Origin of the sequence: Lyngbya sp. PCC 8106 (genome assembly GCF_000169095.1) — a bacterium.
Lineage (GTDB): Bacteria > Cyanobacteriota > Cyanobacteriia > Cyanobacteriales > Microcoleaceae > Capilliphycus.
Window position 1 is genome coordinate 120,527 of sequence record NZ_AAVU01000008.1, and the last position, 21,251, is coordinate 141,777.

Below are 21,251 nucleotides of genomic sequence, written 5' to 3' on the forward strand. Positions count from 1 at the left end.
TTCTATTTTTTAACGAACTAAATGAATTAAATCGAGTATCCGAGTGTACTCAAACTGATCAGCCCAGACACTCAGAGTTTCAGCGAGGTGATGATTATGCTGACGGAGTAACTCAATGATTTGCCGAATTTGGCTAGGATCACCAAATATTAGGGCTTCTTCTAGTTCCTGGAGTATATCATCAGATAAAAGAGCGAAGGCTTCCATCCACTGTTCAAGATTCATCGGTTTTTGACTTTCTTCGGAATCTTCTTGAGCATAGCTGTATTCTACACCCAAATGTTGTTGTAAGACTGTAAATATTTCTAACTCTTTAAAAGGTTTATAAATAAAGTTATTGAAGCCCAGAGTTTGGTAATCGTCTCCTAATTTATTAGCAGAAACGGCAATAATCACTACGGGTTGTTTTGGCTTTTTCGATTGTTCTTGATCGCGAATTTGTTTTGTTGCTTGATAACCATCTAGTTCGGGCATTCGTAAATCCATCCAGATTAAATCAGGATGCCATTGTTGCCAAAGGGTAATCGCTTCCGCCCCATTTTCAGCTTCTTGTACAGCAAATCCTAGAGGGCTGAGGAGTTGAAGTAATAACTGTCGATTCGCAGAACTATCATCAACAACAAGCAGGCGATAAAGGGGAGTTTGGGGAGCTAAACTGATAATTTTATCTTCTTTAAAAAATAATTTTTGGGGAATTTTATCAACAATTTTGGCGACAATATAAAACTGAAATTTACTCCCGATATTCACTTGACTTTCTACAGAAATTTCACCCCCCATTAATTTGATAAATTCTCGACTAATTGCTAAACCGAGTCCAGTTCCTTCTTTAACTTGTTTTCCCGCTTGGCTTTGATTAAAGGCTTCAAAAATATCCGTTTGTTCTTCCGGTGCAATACCCACTCCTGTATCTTCGACTTCAAAATTGAGCATCACATTATTGTCTGATTTTTTAGATTTTACACTAATATTCAGGGTAATAAATCCTCGTTTCGTGAATTTTAAAGCATTACTCAAGAGATTAATGAAAACCTGACGGAGTTTGATTTCATCAGTACAAATAGAACAGGGAACATCAGATGTTTTCTGTACATTGAAATTCAATCCTTGCTCTTGAGCTTTGAGATAAAACATATTATAAATATCGTCAATTAGCTGATCAAGATTCAAGTCAGTAGGCTCAACTGTTATTCTGTTTGCTTCAATTTTAGCTAAATCCAAAACTTGATTAATCAGGTTTAATAAATGCTCACCACTACGATAGATAATTTCAGCATTCTTACGCTCATCAAGTGAGATCTGAGAATTATTTTTCAAAAGACGAGAAAATCCTAATATTGCATTCAGCGGGGAACGTAATTCATGGCTCATATTAGCAATAAAAGCACCTTTTGCTTCGCTGGCGGCTTCGGCAACTTCTTTGGCTTTTTGTAGTTCTAGTTCAATCTGTTTGCGATCGCTGATATCTGTCACTCGAACCAAATGAAACATTTGATCCCCAATATAAATTGGCTTAACGGCAAGATTTCCCCAAAAAGTATTCTCTTTTTTTGTAATATATTCAACCTCTAAATTCCAAAATCCTTTTTGATTCACTTCATTTCGACTGTATTCAATTTCCTGGGGAGTAAAGGGCTGTTTTTGTAATGTATAACCTGCTATACCAATTAATTCTTCTCGCTTTTGAGCTTCAAACAGTTCAACGGCTCGACGGTTACAATCAACGATTAAAATACTATCGACATCAACCAAGAAAATTGCATCCGCAGATTCATGGAAAATTGCATCTCGTAAATCTCGACTTTTACGCAGTTCTAATTCTGCTTGTTTACGCTCGCTAATATCAGTAACAATCGACCCAAACAGGGTGAATTTACCGTTGTCATCTATTAAGGGAAAGAGAATAGATTCAAAGATTTTAGATTGGTCATTAATAACAAGTTCATCTTCGATTATCAAGGGTTTACCACCATCAACAAGTATCTTAACTCGGGTGCGAAAACGGTTAACAATTTCTTCAGGAAAAAAATCACCAAAGGTTCGTCCAACAATTTGTTCTTCGGAAAGATTGAACAGGTTAGCAAAGGCTCGATTTACCCGCCGATAAACCATCTCAGCATCAAATATATGGATGATTGCAGGTGAATAATCAAAAAAGGCTTGTAGTTGTTGATTGACTCTTTTTAGAGCAAGTTCGACTTGTTTACGATCATTAATATCGCGACCCACTGACTGTAATTCGACTAAATTTCCCTGAGTATCATAAATGGCTTGGTTTGTCCATTGCGTCCAACGCACTTCACCATTAACAATTACTCGATTTTCAATATTAAAGACAGGCTGTTGAGGAGAAATTTGAGCGAGATAGCGATCAATAGTAGCTTGGTCTTCTGGATAAATGATCGGTTGATAACAGTGTCCAAGAAAATCTTCCTTAGAAATACCAAAATAGCGGCAATAAGCCTCATTAACATAACTCAACTTTCCATCGGGTTTAAATCGGGTGATGAATTCAGTTTGATACTCTAAAATCGATAAATAACGGGCTTCTGATTGATGCAGTAATTCTTCTACTCGTTTGCGATCATTAATATCGCGACCAACCGACTGCAATTCGACTAAGTTTCCCTCGGTATCATAAATGGCTTGGTTTGTCCATTGCATCCAACGCACTTCACCATTAACAATCACTCGATGTTCAACAATCCCGACGGGTTGTTGAGGAGAAAGTTGAGCCAGACAGCGATCAATAATCGGTTGATCTTCTGGGTAAATTCGAGGTTGATAGCAATGTCCAATTACCTCGTCTCTGGAAACACCATAATAGCGACAAAAAGCCTCATTAACATAACTCAACTTACCATCGGGTTTAAATCGGGTAACGAGTTCGGTTTGATACTCTAAAATCGACAAATAACGGGCTTCGGATTGATGCAGTAATTCTTGTGCTTGTTTGCGTTCGCTAATATCCTGAACGACCCCATGCCAAGCAATTTCACCATTTTCGCGTCTTTGGGGTCGAGAATTGGCTTGAATCCATTTAATTTTCCCTGAAGGTGTGAAAATTCGCCATTCATATTTGAAGGGTTTCCCGCTTTCGAGACTTTCTTTTATCGCTTGTTTATAACCGTCTCGATCATCTCGATGTATTTGGTTAAAAGTAATTGTGGCATCTTCGAGAACGGACTCCACAGAAATTTCGTGAATGTCTTCAAAAGCCGGACTTAAATATTCGTAGCACACCGGGCCGTTCGGATATTCAATCACAGTGTAAATCACTCCGGGAGAAGCGGCAGCTAATTCTTGAAATCTTTCTTCACTTCGGCGTAAAGCTTCTTGAGCCTGTTTGTGTTCGCTAATATCCTGAATCACCCCATGCCACGCGATCGCCCCATTGCTGCGTCGTTCCGGTTTGGATGTTGCCTGCAACCATTTAAGTTGGCCTGTGGGGGTAATAATTCGCCACTCGTGGGAGAACAACTCCAAAGATTCGGCGCTTCGAGTCCAAGCCGCAAGATAACCCGCGCGATCGTCAGGGTGCATCTGCTCAATCACCAAATTAGCATTTTCCAGCGCTTGTGCTAGGGTGACTTCATGGATAGTTTCCACCGCCGAACTGGTATATTCAAACCAAAGACGGCCATCGGGTTCTAGAACCAGGGTATAAATTGAACTGGGCGATTGACGGCTATATTGTTGCAGCCATTGTTCAGTTTTGCCGAGTTTTTCTTCAATCTGTTTGCGATTGGTAATATCAGAAAATGAACCGACCATACGCTCGGGTTTACCGTTTGGATATCTTGAAGCTTGTCCTTTGATTAAAAACCAACGATAGCGACCATCGGATCGTTGAACTCGCAACTCGATAATATAGGGATGATTGTTTTCTAAATGATCGGTTAGAGCTTGCTGAAGGTGATCGCGATCGTCGGGATGAACGAAGTTAGAGAATTGAGGGACTGGATCGGCTTCAATCTCTGCAACTGACAAGCCGAGAAGTTTATAAAGTTGTGGAGACCACCAAGCAGTATTATTAATTATATCCCAATCCCAAATTCCTTCTCCCATCGCCGCAATGACTAATTTTAATCGTTCTTCACTTTTTTGTAAAGCTAGAGTTCGTTCTGTAATTTCTTGTTCGAGTTGCTGTTGATAATTTTTCTGTAGTTGTTCGATATGATGACGTTCTGTGATGTCTTGAAACGCGATGATAGAGTAATGTACTGTTCCCCATTCATCGAAAACTGGAATTGATGTTACCTCTAGAGGAATCCGACGACCGTTGACTTCCACTTCCATATCATCAACCTGTACTTTTTCCCCTTTTAAAGATCGGAATCCAGGTAATTCTTCGGTGGGATAGAGTTGATTTGTTCCCGCAATATAAACTTGATAAACTTCTGAAATTTGGTCGTATGAAGTGGTTTTAATTCCTTGTCCTAAAATTTGTTCACTAACTTTATTAATCAAAATATGCTGTCCGTTTCGATCCAATATACTCACGCCAATAGGAATATTATCAAGTAAGCTTGAAAATCGCTGTTCACTCAGTTTTAAGGCTTGAAATGATGAGTTCAGTTGAGCAGCCATCTCAGCAAAAGAATCGGTGAGTTGATTGATTTCTTTAATCCTCGTTTTTTCCAGAGGATTAAGGAGATTATTTTGGGCGAGTTCTTGAGTAGCTGAATTTAATTTTTTAATAGATTTTAAAACAAACTTTGCTTTTAAAATGGCAATTAAAGTTGCAATTAATATAGCCAAAACGCACAAAAACACTGTTTCATTAACATTTTTTTTTATTTTTTCCATAAACTCGGATTCAGGCACGGTTATCACAATAAACCAGTTAGAATCATCATCTAAGGAATAGGGTATAACTCGGATGAAATACCATTTATTTTTTCCTTTTATTTTAAATTTAGCAGCATGATTAATTGAGTTTAAATTACCCAACTTCCCTCTGACATACTTTCCCGCCGCTTGAGTCACGGGGTGGCGGCTATCTTCTACAGAAAGTCGCCATTTTTGAGGGTTTGAAGTCTCTAATTCAGGAGAAAAATCTGTTACACGAAAGGGCAATTCATCGGTTGAAGTGGTAATTAAATATCCTTCGTTATCCATAATAAAAGCTTGTCCGGTTTTCCCGATCTTTAATTGACGCAAAAACTCACTCATTTTATCTAGAAAAACCGTTGCACCCAGAACCCCTTGAAAATTACCTTCGGAATCATAGAAGGGTAAAGAATGAACCAGAACTAAGATTAAATTGGATTTTTTTACGCCTGAAGTAACCGTTTGCCAAGTGCCGTTTTTTGCGGCTTTTGCCATTGGATACCAAGGCTGACTGGGAGGATCGTTGTGAGGATCGTAATTGGGAATAGTATCTCGTAAATAAAGGCGGTTTCCTTGTAAATTAGCAACATAGTTTTCCAGATCTCCCGTGCGGGGATTCCACTCTCGTATCACTAAAGAATCCGGTTCAGGTTTAGCCACAACAAAAAAGTCTTTTTGTTCGGTAGCGATATAGATAGAACTGACCTGAGAAAATGTGTTAATTTGTTCGACAAAGTAATCTTCTGATTGCGATTTATTCTGCCAGTTTAATAGACCTAAACTGATTGATTTGGCGTTGATTTGGGTAATATCAATAGACGTCTGTAAATAATCGTCGAGATTTTGAGTAATGCGATCGCCGATTTCTGTCATTAGTTGGTTTGTGAGTTCTTCTACCGCTTGCTGTCCGCTGCGATAAGATAAATAACCAATTACTCCCACAGTACCCAAAATTTGCAGGACAAAAGGCACAATCAACACCGTGCGAAGGGGAATCTCGTTGAAAGTTGTTTTTATCCATTGGTTCAAGGGTTTGATCAGCATTAGTCTAACTTTTTGATCTCAAAAAAATTTGCTGTTTTTACTGAACTTTGTAATAACCTTAAAAAATTTACTCGAGTTTTTCTGGTTTTTATGATAATTTTTAAGGTAGACTCATTAAACTTGAAAATTTCTTGTGCTTAACATTTGTTTTAATTATTTTAAAATAACCCTCTACACGAATATTTTACACTAAAAGTCCCATCAAGTAAAAAACAATAAAAGTTGATATGTTAATATAGCATATATTGTTTAATATTATATTAAACAATAAATATACGCTACCGATTCTGTTTGAACCAATAAATTAGGCGTTAGGGATTACGCCTCAGTAAACCCATTCCCCAACCCCAACACTATGATTGATGCAAAAACAACAATTCTCAACACCATGAAGATCATCGCTAACTCCATTACACGAATAGCAACAGTTCTAGCATAGTTTATCTCGCTCGCTTCTTTAATCTCTTGATGCTGGGTTAAAGGGCTTCTAAATCGCTTTCACCTGTACGAGTGCGGATGATATGTTCCATCGATTGAATAAAAATCTTACCATCACCAATTTGACCTGTTTGCGCCGCCTCCACCAATTTTTCGACAACGAACTCACACACTTCATCTTCAACTACGATTTCTAGCTTCATTTTGGGATGAAACTCAATAACGTGTTTGACTCCCCGATAAGATTCAGTTTGACCTTTCTGGCGACCATAACCCCGAACATTTGTGACACTCATACCCACAATTCCAGCTTCCACTAAAGCCGTGACTACTGAGTCAAACTGGACGGGACGGATCAGGGCTTCTATTCTTTTCATCATTGCAACTCCTGAGATTTTCCAAATCTAATTTCTGTATCTTTCATAACAGATTTTTGCTCTTATTTTTAAATCAAATATTTTACTGATCATTCCAAAAATGATAAAGTGATTATGTCTCATCCTCAATACAAGTTATGGCAAGGCACAAGGAGTTTAATCGCGGAGAAGTTCTAGCAAAGGCAATGGAGACGTTTTGGCGTTATGGCTACGAAGGAACGTCTGTCCAGGATTTGATTGAAAGTATGGGAATCAATCGAGGGAGTCTGTATGATACTTTTGGGGATAAACGATCTTTGTTTCTCGAAGCGATCGCCCACTATGATCAGACAATTGTTCGCCGTGCGATTGCCCGTTTAGAAGCCCCAGATGCCTCCAAACAAGCTATTATTGATCACTTTAAGAGTTTAGTAGATCGCATCGTTGCAGACACCGAACCTCGGGGATGCTTTGTCACCAATACCGTCGTTGAACTTTGTCCCCACGACCCCGATACAGCCCAGCAAGTTACCAAGAACCTCCAACGCATTGAACAGGCTTTCTATACAGCTTTATTACGGGCGCAGGAAAAAGGCGAAATTTCGGCCAATCAGAATTTACCTGCTTTAGCGCGTTATTTGACCTGTAACTTACAAGGGTTACGAGTAATCTCCAAAGTGAATCCTGATCCCCAAGCTTTGAAAGAAATCATCCAAATCCTTCTCTCTGTCTTGGATTGAGGAAACTTGTTCCAAATACTTGACTATTCGTTCCAGAATTGTTATTCTAAAAATATGAAAAAATAAATTCACTGGTTTTCCAAGTTGTCCTCTCAAAGAAAGTAACTGCCGAAAACTCTATTTTTTAAAAATAACTGGAACAATCGTTATAAAAAGGAGATCAACGATGAATTTGACTCAAGAACTGCAAAATCTACAAAACAAACTGCGAGCAAATAATGCTGAAGATATCAAAGCAGTCATGGATCAAGCCACAGAATATTTAGTCAAATCAGGACTTGTTGAAAAAGCGTTAAAAGTCGGTGATCAAGTTCCAAATTTTCAACTCCCGAATGCAGTAGGCGAAACAGTCGAAATCAAGGAATTGTTCAAATCTGGGGCAACTGTAATTACTTTTTATCGAGGTGAATGGTGTCCTTATTGTAATTTAGAACTGCGAACTCTACAGAAATATTTGCCTGAAATCGAACAATTTAAAGCAAAGTTAGTGGCGATTTCTCCCCAAACACCTGACCATTCTCTATCAACACTAGAAAAGAACGAACTCACCTTTGAAGTCTTGAGTGATGTCGGAAATCAAGTCGCAAAAAAATTTTGATTAGTGTTTACAGTTCCGGAGGAATTACGCCCCATTTACCAAAACTTTGGAATTGATATACCCGCTCATAATGGGAATGAAACCTTTGAATTACCCATTCCTGCAACCTATGTAATTGATCAAAACGGAATGATTATTCAAGGGTTTGTCAAAGCGGATTATACCCAGCGTTTAGATCCAGAAGAAATTCTCGCTACATTGAAAAATCTTCCTGTAGCCGTATAATCACCCTCAGATGGGGAACGGTACCGCCATACCCCAAATACAACTTGAGGAGGAATCCAATCATGTCAGACCCAACAAAATACGTCACATTAACCAATGAAAACTTTGAAGAAGAAGTTCTCAAAAGCACAATACCCGTTGTGGTTGACTTTTGGGCGCCGTGGTGTGGCCCTTGTCGGGTAATGAATCCGATTATCGAGGGATTAGCCGCAGAATTTGATGGGGTTGTGAAATTCAGTAAATTAAACGTTGACAATTACGAACAACTCCCCACTGACTATCGGATTGAAGCCATTCCCACCCTGTTATTTTTCAGTCAAGGCGAAGAAGTTTATCGAGTTTCTGGTGTTGTTGATCAGTCTGTATTATCAAATCAACTGAAGGAATTACTCGAACAAGTTTCAACTTCTAATTCTGTGGGTTAACTAATTTCAAGGAAGGCTGGTTTTAGCCTTCCTCACGTCTCAAAAACAGCAATAAATCTATCTAGACATTAGCCATGAATACTACTCTAAATTTGTTAAAACCGTTTAAACTCGGCGCTTATGAACTCCCTAACCGGATGGTGATGGCACCATTGACTCGGATGCGGGCAAAACCGGGAAATATTCCTCAAGAAATGAATCAGGTTTATTATACTCAACGAGCATCTGCGGGGTTAATTATTAGTGAAGCTACTCAAATTTCACCCCAAGGATTAGGTTATCCTAATACACCCGGAATTCATTCACCTGAACAAATTCAAGGATGGAAAAAAGTCACCCAAGCGGTACACGAAAATAACGGCAGAATCTTCTTACAACTCTGGCACGTAGGTCGCATTTCTCATCCCTCTTTACAACCCAATGGAGAGTTACCAGTCGCGCCGAGCGCAATTGCACCAGAAGGGATGGCAAATACCTTTTCAGGAGAGCAACCTTTTGTCACCCCCAGAGCGTTAGAAACTGAAGAAATTCCGGCGATTGTTGAACAGTATCGTCAGGGTGCAAAAAATGCTCTAGAAGCAGGATTTGACGGGGTAGAAATTCACAGTGCGAATGGTTATTTACTCGATCAGTTTCTCCACGATGGTTCCAACAAACGCACAGATCAATATGGGGGTTCTATAGAAAATCGGGCGCGTTTCTTGATGGAAGTTTTAGAAGCCGTCACCAGTGTTTGGGATGCAGATAAAGTTGGGGTGAGGTTATCACCTAGTAGTACATTTGGGACGGTATTTGATTCTGATACCGAGGCTTTATTTAATTATGTTGTCTCAAAATTAAATCCGTTTAACTTGGCTTATCTCCATATTGTTGAACCCAGAATTCAAGGAAATGTTACGGTTGAAGACGACGGAAATGGGCTAGGTGCGAGTTATTTTCGGTCGATTTATCAAGGCACAATTATCACAGCCGGAGGGTACACTCGAGAAACAGGAGAAGCAGTTTTAGAACAAGATGATGCAGATTTAGTTGCTTATGGCCGCTTGTTTATTGCTAATCCTGATTTACCAAAAAGATTTGCGTTAAATGCACCGTTAAATGAATATGATCGCTCGACATTTTATGGAGGAGATCAACGGGGTTATACAGACTATCCTTTCCTCGATGATTCAAAAGTATTGACGACAGTTTAATCGGTTGAAAAATCTATTCTAGGGTGGGTATTCCTCATCCTATGAATTGAAAATTTTAGATTCAATCTATTCAAATATTCAAAAGTAAAAAAATATCGAAAAATAAACTTCAATTAAGCTTTCTGTTTTCGGTCAACTTGATAATGTATAAAAATCTCTTGTTCTACCTGTTTAACTTCTAATAACTGCAAACGAGGAGACACATCAGCTAAAAATCCCTTTCCTTCGACTGGAGTAGGTGCATCAACACCACCGAGAATCAGAGGACAAACTGTTAACCAAAATTCATCAATTAAATCCATTTGAATTAATGAACCCACCAATTGACCTCCCCCTAAAACTGCTAGCCGTTTGAGTCCCATTTGCATAAATTGTTGAAAAGCATCGTTCCAGTCAATCAAGTTAGAGTTTTCGGAAAGGGTTTTAGCGATTAAAATTTGTTGAAAATCAGCAGACTTGTCCGGTAAATTAGTTAAATGTAAATTCTCTCTTTTAACCTGTTCTGATCCTTGGGAAGTTGTTAGTAACCACCGAGGTACAGACTGTTGAAAAAATCGTAAGTTTGGATTGATTTTTCCAGAACTTGAACAGACAATTTGAATCGGTTGAGGGGATTTTTCTTGCTGTTGGCGTCGCTGTAATAATTCTTCTGAAGAAACACTTAAGGTTGTACCGTAGGTATCCAAAGTTCCTCGTCCGAATAAAACCCCATCCGCATCAGCAATTTGAGTTTCTAGGTGAGTTGTATCTGTCGGTGAACCAAATCGAGCGGGTGAACGATTTTTATCCGCTATTTTACCATCTGCACTCATAGCGAGAATAACGGTTGTATGAGGTCGGTTCAGCAAGTTTGGGAAATTTATATTATTCATTAACTCCAATTCATTTCGGTTCTTCTGTACTTTTTTTAAGTTTCTCCTTTTTTGAATCAAAAAGCAACAGATATCTTTAGCAAATTCCTATAACTTCAGTCCGAAAATTGTGGGTATATTCTATTCTTATTTTACTCTTTTAGGTTTGGTCAATTCCTGTACCAACCTGGGGCTAACTTGTATCTTGGGTCAGAGACACCTATACTTTTGGCTAGGTTAAAAACTAACTAACAACAGTCTTCGGTTGTAGTTTTATTCAATTGGACATCTAAATAAAGTTCGGGGATTCCCCGAAGTCAAATCACTTCCCCCACTGCTAAAACTAAACGCTGAAGGGGATTTTAGCCTTTTATTTGTCAATTAGCTTCAGTGTAGGTTATGACTATATTATTAAGTCAAAAGCTTTGGAGAGTCAAGACTCCAAAATAGGCTACTTATATACAGCATCATTGCGGCTGCAAGCTAATTTATGACAAATCAAACAAGTCCCAAAACGATTTTAATATTAGCGGCCAATCCCCAAAATACTACTCGGTTGCGACTGGAGGAAGAAATTCGGGAAATTGATGAAGGGTTGCGACGGGCAAATCAACGACATCAGTATAAATTAGAACAAAAGTTAGCCGTTCGCTCTCGTGATTTTTATCGGGCAATATTAGATTATAAACCATCAATTGTTCACTTTTGCGGACATGGAGTCGGTCAGGAAGGAATTGTTCTCGAAGATGATACGGGGAAAAGCGCGGTGGTGCCAACCAATGCCCTGGCTAGTATGTTTAAAATATTTGCGACAAAGGGTGTAGAATGTGTTATTTTAAATGCCTGTTATTCAGAAGTTCAAGCCACAGCCATTAGTCAATATGTAAATTATGTATTGGGGATGAATAAGGCGGTTGGAGACCAAGCCGCTCTCGCCTTTTCTGTTGCCTTTTATGATGGGTTAGCCGCAGGATATGAAGTCGAAGAAGCCCACGAATTAGGCTGTTCGCAGATGATGAGTTTCTTAGAACATGAAACTCCCGTTTTAAAAATAAAACCGTTAACTGATAATTCTACTATTGATTCTGAGGATAACCCTGATTTAACGGCCTTTGAAGATTTCATTCCGCCGAACCCCTATCAAGGATTGGCGGCTTTTGGAGAAGAAGATGCCGACTACTTTTTTGGACGGGAAAACTTTGTTGATAAATTGGTAGAAGCCACCAACCAACAGCCGTTAGTTGGGGTAATTGGGCCGAGTGGGAGCGGGAAATCTTCGGTGGTCTTTGCGGGATTAATTCCGAAATTGCGACAACAGGGAAACTGGTTAATTGAAATTTTCAAGCCCGGAAAAGATCCGTTTTTACCCTTAGCTTTTGGCTTGGTGAGACAACTCGAACCGGAAGCGGGAGAAACTCACAAAATGCGGGAAGCGATGGGACTCGCCAGTGATTTTCAACAGGGTCGAATTACCGTGCAACAGGTGATTGATCAGATTTTAGAACGGAATCCGGGGAAACGCTTATTGTTAGTTGCTGACCAATTTGAAGAACTCTATACCCTTTGCCAAGTCAAGGAAGAACAGGAACGCTTTGCCGATGAATTGCTGGCGACAATTTCTCAAGAAAATATTACACTGATTTTTACGTTACGAGCCGATTTTTATGGTTATGTGCTGTCCTATCGTCCGTTTCGGGATGCGTTAGAAACTTATACTCCGAAATTACTCAGTTCGATGAAACGGGAGGAATTACAACAAGCCATTGAACTTCCTGCCCAAAAGTTAGACGTGCAATTAGAAGACCAATTAACCCAAAGAATTCTGGATGACGTGGGACAAGAACCGGGGAATTTACCGTTATTAGAATTTGCCCTAACTCGCCTGTGGGAAAAACAAAAACATCGAACCTTAACTCACTCCGCCTATAACGAAATTGGGGGCGTTAAAAAAGCGATCGCTAATCATGCAGAACAAGTTTATCAACAACTGAATGAAACGGAGAAACAACAAGCCCAGAGAATATTTTTACAATTAGTGCGTCCGGGGGAAGGAACCGAAGACACCAGACGGGTGGCCACCCGTGAAGAAGTCGGGGAAGAAAACTGGAATTTGGTCAGTTATTTGGCGGGACATCAAGCCCGGTTGGTAGTAACGGGACGTCAAGAAACTGAAGATACGGTAGAGGTGGTGCATGAAGCGCTCATTCGAGAATGGTTAACGCTGCGGGGGTGGATGAATGTAAACCGTCAGTTTAGAACCTGGCAAGAACGGTTAAAAGTAGCGTTGCGGGAGTGGAAAAAGAATAACCATGACGCCGGGAATTTGTTGCGGGGGGCGCCGTTGAGTGTAGCCGAAGAATGGTTGCAAAAACGAGCCGATGAGATGACCCAGGAGGAACGAGATTTTATTCAAGCAAGCCTCAAAGACCAAAACCGACAGAAACGGATACGCCAACTCGCTGTTTTGAGTCTGGCTGGCGGTTTTCTGCTGACTTTGGGTTTAGCAGGAATGGCAAGTTTCGGTTTATGGAAGGCTCGTATCAATGAAATTAATGGTCTAGCTCAATATTCCGATGCGCTATTGAGTTTAGATGGGTCGAAAGCGGTCAAAACCAGTTTAAAAGCTGTTCTGCAAATGCGACGCACACCTTGGGTTGATGCTGATACCCATACCCAGGTGGAACTCGCATTATTAAATATTGTCTCCAATGTGGCAGCACCAAACACTTTGGGAGGACACGTGAACTGGGTTAGGGCGGTGAGTTTCAGCCCCGATGGCAAACTTCTGGCGACGGCTAGTGGTGACAACACGGTGAAACTGTGGGATGCCAGCACTGGCAAAGAAATCAAAACCCTCACTGGGCATACCAACTCGGTTAATGGGGTGAGTTTCAGCCCCGATGGCAAACTTCTGGCGACGGCTAGTGGTGACAACACGGTGAAACTGTGGGATGCCAGCACTGGCAAAGAAATCAAAACCCTCACTGGGCATACCAACTGGGTTAATGGGGTGAGTTTCAGCCCCGATGGCAAACTTCTGGCGACGGCTAGTGGTGACAACACGGTGAAACTGTGGGATCTTTCTACTGGCAAAGTAATTAAAATGCTTACGGAACATACCAACTCGGTTAATGGGGTGAGTTTCAGCCCCGATGGCAAACTTCTGGCGACGACTAGTGGTGACAACACGGTGAAACTGTGGGATGCCAGCACTGGCAAAGAAATCAAAACCCTCACTGGGCATACCAACTCGGTTAATGGGGTGAGTTTCAGCCCCGATGGCAAACTTCTGGCGACGGCTAGTGGTGACAACACGGTGAAACTGTGGGATGCCAGCACTGGCAAAGAAATCAAAACCCTCACTGGGCATACCAACTGGGTTAATGGGGTGAGTTTCAGCCCCGATGGGAAGTTGGCGACAGCGAGTGCTGACAACACCGTGAAACTGTGGGATGCCAGCACCGGGAAAGAAATCAAAACCCTCACTGGGCATACCAACTCGGTTATTGGGGTGAGTTTCAGCCCCGATGGCAAACTTCTGGCGACGGCTAGTGGTGACAACACGGTGAAACTGTGGGATGCCAGCACTGGCAAAGAAATCAAAACCCTCACTGGGCATACCAACTGGGTTAATGGGGTGAGTTTCAGCCCCGATGGGAAGTTGCTGGCTACTGGCAGTGGTGACAACACGGTGAAACTGTGGGATGCCAGCACTGGCAAAGAAATCAAAACCCTCACTGGGCATACCAACTCGGTTAATGGGGTGAGTTTCAGCCCCGATGGCAAGTTGGCGACAGCGAGTGCTGACAACACCGTGAAACTGTGGGATGCCAGCACCGGGAAAGAAATCAAAACCCTCACTGGGCATACCAACTCGGTTATTGGGGTGAGTTTCAGCCCCGATGGCAAACTTCTGGCGACGACTAGTGGTGACAACACGGTGAAACTGTGGGATGCCAGCACTGGCAAAGAAATCAAAACCCTCACTGGGCATACCAACTCGGTTAATGGGGTGAGTTTCAGCCCCGATGGCAAACTTCTGGCGACGGCTAGTGGTGACAAGACGGTGAAACTGTGGGATGCCAGCACTGGCAAAGAAATCAAAACCCTGAGTGGGCATACCCACTGGGTTAATGGGGTGAGTTTCAGCCCCGTTGGCGCTAGCCTGCCGTCAGGCATAGGCAAAACGCTGGCGACGGCTAGTGGTGACAACACGGTGAAACTGTGGGATGCCAGCACTGGCAAAGAAATCAAAACCCTCACTGGGCATACCAACTCGGTTAATGGGGTGAGTTTCAGCCCCGATGGCAAAACGCTGGCGACGGCTAGTGGTGACAACACGGTGAAACTGTGGAATGCCAGCACCGGCAAAGAAATCAAAACCCTCACTGGGCATACCCACTGGGTTAGGGCCGTCAGTTTCAGCCCGGATGGCAAGTTGGCGACAGCGAGTGAGGACAATACCGTGAAACTGTGGCAATTAGATTTTGATTATTTAGTTCAGGAAGGATGCAAGTATATAGAGAATTATCTCAAACCCAATCCCGAGGATTTAGAAGCCCAAGAAATTCAACGGGAGTTATGCAGCAAACTTTGACAACTTTCGATGAAAAACTGAATAAACGCTTCGAGTTCAGATTTCTCTAAATATAGATTTTCCCAAACTTTACTGAGGATTTAACCATGACGACTTCAACTCCACGGAATCAACATTATTTTAGGAAAACAACGATGACAGAAAAAGTAAAAATGAAAGACATGATTGTAATTATCCCCGGAATTACAGGGAGTGTCTTACAAAAAGATGGTCAAGATATTTGGGCGGTTTCAGGTCAGGCAATTTGGCAAGTTTTAACCAATTTAGGAGATACAATTGAGCAACTTAAAATAGACCAAGACGACCCAGAAGCGGAAAGTTTAGGGGATGGTATTCAAGCAACTGCACTCATTCAAGACACCCATCTAATTCCCGGTTTATGGAAAATTGATGGCTATACAAAAACAGTACGGTTAATTACCGATAACTTTGATGTCGTTTCAGGTAATATTTACACCGATCCCGATGACAAACCCGCCAATTTGTATCATTTTCCTTATGACTGGCGACGGGATAATCGCGCCTCTGCAAAGTTACTGAAAAAGTTATTAGATAAACGCTTAAAACGGTGGCGAGAAGCCACTGGTGCGGAGGACGCAAAAGTGATTTTACTTGCTCATAGTATGGGGGGTTTGGTGTCTCGTTATTATTTGGAAGTATTAGAAGGTTGGCGAGATTGCAGGGCTTTATTTACCTTTGGTACTCCCTATCGGGGTTCGGTTCATGCGGTCAATTTTCTCGCCAATGGCTACAAGATGCTATTCGGAGATTTAACCGAAGTTTTACGCTCCTTTACGTCAGTTTATCAACTGCTTCCGATCTATGAAATGGTCAAAATAGGGGATAACTATCTGCGAATTGCCGAAGCCGACAACCTGCCAAATATTGTTAAAACTCGCGCTCAAGACGCCCTAAAATTTCATCGGGAAATTGAAGATGCAGTTAACAAAAATCGCCAAGATGAAATTTACCAAAATTCATTTAAAACAATTCCCATTGCAGGTATTCAGCAAGCAACTTTACAATCGGCTGAGTTGATTAATGGAAAACTGACGGTGAGCGAAAAATTACCGAAAATCTTACAAAATCGCCCCGATCTGGCTGACGGTGACGGTACCGTTCCTCAAGTTTCTGCGATTCCTATTGAACTGTCTAATAGTTTCAATAATAGCTTTATTGCCGAACGTCATAGCTCTTTACAAAACCACAATCAAATTCTAGAAGATTTGAAGAATCGAATTCAATTTAATCAATCAGATTTGGCGAGTGTTAGATCTTCACAAACTGCAATTAGCCTCGCTTTAGAGGATTTATACTTGACAGATGAAGCGATCGCCATGCGTGCGAGAGTCATCAGTACGCCAGGGTTTTTTAGTGGGAAACTTCACGCAAAAATTACATCAATTTCCCATGAACAACCCCCGATAAACTTTGATTTTGAAGAGCAGGAACAAGAATGGATATTAGCAATTAATGAATTAAAACCGGGATTATATCGAGTCAGCGTACAAACGGAAAATACCAGCGAACAAGCACCCAGTCCTGTTCACGATATTTTTGAAGTGGTTAAACAATAGATAAAAACTTAACTATTCTAGATAGGTGGGGTTGAGGCTTCAAAAACGCGATCGCCAAAATTATTTCATTTTCATCCCATTAAAACAGTCAGGAGGCTTTATGTTAACTATTCCGTTATTTTGCTCTTGGCATTGGCGAAGATTGCCTTCTTAAAAAGCGGTCTTTATAACAGTAAACCAAATTAAAACAAGGAGACAACAATGGTATTAGAAATTAATCCAAACCACCGCTCTGAAACTTCAGAACATGACCATACAGCCTGCACCGCCCCTATTGGTTTCACCGCAGAAGAACTTGAACAGTTGAGTTGGGGATCGCGAGGTATTTTTCAACAAATGCCTGCCAGTGGAGAAGGGTATGAATGTTACGGTTATCGTGATAAATGTTATGGTCATTCAGAAGTAATTCAAGCGATTATATCCATCTGTAGCGAGTGGGCAAAACTCTATAAAAAGCCTCGAATTGGCATCGGAAATATTAGCCTTACCAACGGTGGGCCAATGGAACCTCATAGTTCTCATCAACACGGACTTGATGTTGATATTGCCCCCATTGCTAACACTGAAGAAGAAATTCCGCTCACTTGGTATGATAGTAAATATTCTCGCGATCGCACTCAACAATTAGTCGATTTAATTCACAATAATACTATTTTGGGTGTGAAGGTAATTCTGTTTAATGACCCGGATATTAAAGGAGTAGAACCTTGGGCGGGACATGACAATCATCTCCATGTTAGTTTTCTCCCTCCTGGCATTAATTCAGCCCCCTACAGCAGTGACCAAAACGGGGATTTGCGATTAGTTATTCCTCCGATGCAAGGAGAACGAGTTCGCCAACTTCAAGAAGATTTAGCCAACGTTGGAATTGCAATAACAGCAGATGGTATCTTTGGAAAACAAACCGATGCAGCAGTCCGAAAATTTCAAGCTGAACAGGGTTTACAAGTGGATGGAATTGTCGGTTTTGTCACCCAAACTAAACTCGATCAGTTAAATTCTAGACAGTCTCGTGGGGGTTCTGATCAACCCTCTAATCTAACACTTCAAGATGTGATTGACCAAAACCAATCGATTTCTTTTGATGATATTAACTCCGGTTTATTGTTTGAAGATCAGCTATTTTGTGCAGAAATTCAGACCATTTTACGGGGGAATCATCTGTTAGAAGATGTTGATGGAATTTATGGGCTTAAAACCCAAGCAGCCTTGAGAAAATTTAAAACTAATCATCAACTGAGTGGCGGAGATGTATTGGGGGCAACAACAGCTAAAGCTTTACTCGATGCTAAACCCAGTGCTGGAATATTACCCAATTGGCAAGGGGGTGATAAACAAGCAGCAGTGCAAGCAATTATCCAAGAAGCGAATCGCCAAAATATTACTTCTCAAGCTCAAATTGCTTATATTGTCGCAACTGTTCAACATGAAACAGCAGAGAGTTTTCAACCTGTAAAAGAATCCTATTATTTGGGTGAACCCGCTGGAGAAAATCACCGCCAAACTCTACGTTATTATCCCTACTACGGACGGGGATATGTGCAGCTAACCTGGGATTACAATTATCGAAAATATTCTGATATATTAGGGCTGGATTTGGTTAATAATCCTGATCTTGTTATGCGTCCCGATATTTCACTATTTATTCTAGTTCATGGCATGAAATGGGGTGCTTTTACGACTTTAAAACTGGATGACTATATTTCCGATAACAGTGTAGATTTCTGGAGTGCGCGTAAAATTATTAATGGTATGGATCAAGCAGAACGGATTCAAACTTATGCAATGAATTGGCAAACTCAATTAGGATAAAACTAGCAGCTTGGGTGATTAGAGGAGATGGGGAAATCTTGCTTCTTGCCTTCTAACTTCTGAGTTCTGCCTTGTGAGAAAGTAGGATAGTTGAAAACTTGAGAGCGAAAAATGAGTTTTTCACCCGAACTAATTGCCTTAGCCCGTTATCTCGCAGGTGAGTTTGACAACCAAGCACAAGCCACTGCGGAACCCGTTTGGTATGTTCCTCTCCGCCTTTGGCATCGTCCCTTTCCTACCCCTATTTTTGCCGATAGTATTACCCTGTTTGTGGAACAAGCCAACGCTTTAACTCTCGATCAGCCCTATCGTCAACGAATTATGCAACTCTACTCATCTCCAGAGAGTCCAGAACACCTACACGTCCAGTATCATATGCTCAAAGACTTAAAAGCTGTTCAAGGCGGAGGTCGTCATGCAGAGAAACTGAGACAGCTTACACCCGAACAGCTTGAATTTCTTCCGGGTTGTCGGTTAGATGTGACCTATCAACAACTCTCGGCGAATACTTATCACTTCAAAGCAAATTTGCCCGAAAATACTCGCTGTTGCTTCACCTATCAAAATCAAACCATTCAGATCGATTTAGGCTTTGAAGCAATGCCCAATGATTTCTTCAGTTACGATAAAGGAATCAACCCCCAAACAGGTCAGGCGACTTGGGGAGCATTATTAGGCCCGTTTCGATTCGTCAAATGTCAAGACTTTGCATCTGAACTCTCAATTCAACCCCATGGTTAGGCAGTGGGGAGTCGGGAATGGGGAAGTAAAGTTATTAACAAACTGTATTCAGCAGTTGCCGTCCCTAGTCCCTAATCCCTAATCCTAACTGGCTCGTACACCTTCCTCAAGTGCCTCTTCTTCAGTTTCAAAGATTTCAAACACAGAATCCATCATGGTGACTTCAAACACCAATTTAGCTTCTGGATGAACATTGCAAATGCGGAAACTGCCTTTAACTTTATCCGCATCGCGCATCCCTGCCACCAATGACGTCAACCCAGAGCTATCAATAAAGTTAACTTGACCAAGATTGACGACAACATGACGACTAAGTTTCGAGATGCACTCTTGCAACTTGAGGCGGAATTGCCAAGCCGTAGTGATATCTAGGCGTCCACTGGGAGCCAAGACAATCACTTTTGTTCCATTTTGGGTCGTATGTTCCTTTTGATCGATATGAATCACTGACCGTCCCCTCGGATGTTCGATAGAGCAATGATTGATTGCTGCTTCTGACAGTAGTTTAACTCAGACCTGTTAGTTGGGAGCAGTCCAGTTAGCCCAATCTTGGGGTTTCAAGAACGTTTCATACAGTTCGGCTTCTGGGGTTCCAGGTTGAGGTTGATAACCATATTCCCATCTTACCAAAGGTGGCAAAGACATGAGAATCGACTCCGTGCGTCCATTGGTCTGTAACCCGAAGATCGTACCGCGATCGTAAACGAGATTAAATTCTACATATCGGCCCCGTCGATACAGTTGAAAATTGCGTTCGTGATCGCCATATTCTGTCCCTCGACGACGTTCAACAATCGGCTGATAGCCCGGTAAAAAGGCACGTCCACAGTCCTGTACAAAGGCAAATAACGCTTCCCAATCTCGGGTTTCCGGGGTGCCAATGTGTCCGGAGTATTTTGCCGCTTCACTGTCGCTATGAGGGCCGCGATAGAGTTCTCCTTGACCATCTTGATAGTCAAAGAAAATCCCCCCTATTCCTCGGGCTTCTTGACGGTGCTTGATGTAAAAATATTCATCACACCAATGTTTAAACACCGGATAATATTCGTCATGATGGCGATCGCAGGCCACTTTAAAGGTTTTGTGAAAATGAGCCGCATCTTCAGCAAAGGGATAATAAGGCGTCAGATCTACACCGCCCCCAAACCACCAAACCGGCCCGGCTTCAAAATAGCGATAATTCAAATGCACAGTGGGAATGTAGGGATTACGCGGATGCAACACCATAGAAGTGCCTGTGGCGTAAAATCCATGACCTTCGGCTTCCGGACGTTGAGCCAAAATCGAAGGAGGTAAATTTTTACCCCAAACCTCCGAAAAATTCACGCCCCCTTGCTCAAATACATCACCATCGTGAAGTACACGAGATCGGCCGCCGCCACCTTCTGGACGTTCCCAGGAGTCCTCTTGAAACTTGCTTTTACCATCAAGCTGTTCCAAACCCTGACAAATTTCATCTTGAATCTGCTTCATAAATTGGCTGACTCTAGCTTGGGAGTCTGCCCCTGGCGGATTCGGCATTTTTGTTTTTTCAGATACTCTCGAAGCTGTCATAACCGCTCCTAAACATTCGTGATTGCTAAACCATTGCTCGTTGCTAAGTGATTTAATCATCCGAGCTTTAACCCTACTTGGTCAATAGGTTAATCTCACAAATTTTTATTTTAACCTGATAGCGTCAACTCTTTGATCTTTGAGTGTATTGCGCTTTCGGAGATTGTCTCTTTTCGTTAGAATATCGTCATCAAAACTTCATTATTCCGGTTCTACCCAAAAATAGTGTAGGGAGGAAATCGCACCCAATGCGATCAACACCCACAA

The 21,251-nt window shown here is 41.5% G+C and carries 14 protein-coding genes; 9 read left to right on the forward strand and 5 right to left on the reverse strand.

Features of this window, described 5'->3' with window-relative positions:
- Positions 1 to 9 precede the first annotated feature (9 nt).
- Entirely contained in the window at positions 10 to 5,877 is a 5,868-nt protein-coding gene (locus L8106_RS29445) for a PAS domain S-box protein (protein WP_009783680.1), read from the reverse strand.
- Between the two features lie 476 nt (positions 5,878 to 6,353).
- A complete protein-coding gene (locus L8106_RS07675) occupies positions 6,354 to 6,692 on the reverse strand; it encodes a P-II family nitrogen regulator (RefSeq protein WP_009783681.1) in 339 nt (112 codons plus the stop codon).
- 137 nt (positions 6,693 to 6,829) lie between these two features.
- Between L8106_RS07675 and L8106_RS07680 the strand changes: the two genes are divergently transcribed.
- The 5 genes from L8106_RS07680 to L8106_RS07695 all read left to right on the forward strand — a co-directional run bounded on the left by L8106_RS07680 (position 6,830) and on the right by L8106_RS07695 (position 9,852).
- Positions 6,830 to 7,411, forward strand: coding sequence for a TetR/AcrR family transcriptional regulator (locus tag L8106_RS07680; protein ID WP_039895705.1), 582 nt, complete (start codon positions 6,830 to 6,832; stop codon positions 7,409 to 7,411).
- Positions 7,412 to 7,577: 166 nt separating this feature from the next.
- Complete coding sequence (locus L8106_RS07685) at positions 7,578 to 8,009, forward strand: peroxiredoxin-like family protein (RefSeq protein WP_009783683.1); 432 nt, start codon at positions 7,578 to 7,580, stop codon at positions 8,007 to 8,009.
- Positions 8,010 to 8,012: 3 nt separating this feature from the next.
- The gene (locus L8106_RS33515; protein ID WP_009783684.1) at positions 8,013 to 8,234 is read left to right on the forward strand and encodes a hypothetical protein; all 222 of its coding nucleotides are present in this window, start codon (positions 8,013 to 8,015) and stop codon (positions 8,232 to 8,234) included.
- A gap of 62 nt (positions 8,235 to 8,296) precedes the next feature.
- Entirely contained in the window at positions 8,297 to 8,659 is a 363-nt protein-coding gene (trxA, locus tag L8106_RS07690; RefSeq protein ID WP_009783685.1) for a thioredoxin, read from the forward strand.
- Positions 8,660 to 8,733: 74 nt separating this feature from the next.
- Complete coding sequence (locus tag L8106_RS07695; RefSeq protein WP_009783686.1) at positions 8,734 to 9,852, forward strand: alkene reductase; 1,119 nt, start codon at positions 8,734 to 8,736, stop codon at positions 9,850 to 9,852.
- A gap of 113 nt (positions 9,853 to 9,965) precedes the next feature.
- Here the strand turns inward: L8106_RS07695 and L8106_RS07700 are convergent, their stop codons facing one another.
- Complete coding sequence (locus tag L8106_RS07700; protein WP_009783687.1) at positions 9,966 to 10,724, reverse strand: RibD family protein; 759 nt, start codon at positions 10,722 to 10,724, stop codon at positions 9,966 to 9,968.
- A 469-nt stretch (positions 10,725 to 11,193) separates the two neighbouring features.
- On the opposite strand from L8106_RS07700, the gene L8106_RS07705 reads away from it, so the two are divergent.
- The 4 genes from L8106_RS07705 (at position 11,194) to L8106_RS07720 (ending at position 19,430) form a co-directional block, all read left to right on the forward strand.
- Complete coding sequence (locus L8106_RS07705; protein ID WP_009783688.1) at positions 11,194 to 15,300, forward strand: PQQ-binding-like beta-propeller repeat protein; 4,107 nt, start codon at positions 11,194 to 11,196, stop codon at positions 15,298 to 15,300.
- A 134-nt stretch (positions 15,301 to 15,434) separates the two neighbouring features.
- Complete coding sequence (locus tag L8106_RS07710) at positions 15,435 to 16,877, forward strand: hypothetical protein (RefSeq protein WP_009783689.1); 1,443 nt, start codon at positions 15,435 to 15,437, stop codon at positions 16,875 to 16,877.
- A gap of 201 nt (positions 16,878 to 17,078) precedes the next feature.
- Positions 17,079 to 18,689 (forward strand): penicillin-insensitive murein endopeptidase, encoded by a 1,611-nt coding sequence (locus L8106_RS07715; RefSeq protein WP_009783690.1) that lies wholly within the window; start codon positions 17,079 to 17,081, stop codon positions 18,687 to 18,689.
- A gap of 111 nt (positions 18,690 to 18,800) precedes the next feature.
- Entirely contained in the window at positions 18,801 to 19,430 is a 630-nt protein-coding gene (locus L8106_RS07720) for a chromophore lyase CpcT/CpeT (RefSeq protein ID WP_009783691.1), read from the forward strand.
- An 84-nt stretch (positions 19,431 to 19,514) separates the two neighbouring features.
- Here L8106_RS07720 and L8106_RS07725 read toward each other — a convergent pair whose 3' ends face one another.
- Entirely contained in the window at positions 19,515 to 19,877 is a 363-nt protein-coding gene (locus tag L8106_RS07725; RefSeq protein ID WP_009783692.1) for an STAS domain-containing protein, read from the reverse strand.
- A gap of 72 nt (positions 19,878 to 19,949) precedes the next feature.
- Entirely contained in the window at positions 19,950 to 20,984 is a 1,035-nt protein-coding gene (gene hemF, locus L8106_RS07730) for an oxygen-dependent coproporphyrinogen oxidase (protein ID WP_039895741.1), read from the reverse strand.
- Between the last annotated feature and the right edge of the window lie 267 nt (positions 20,985 to 21,251).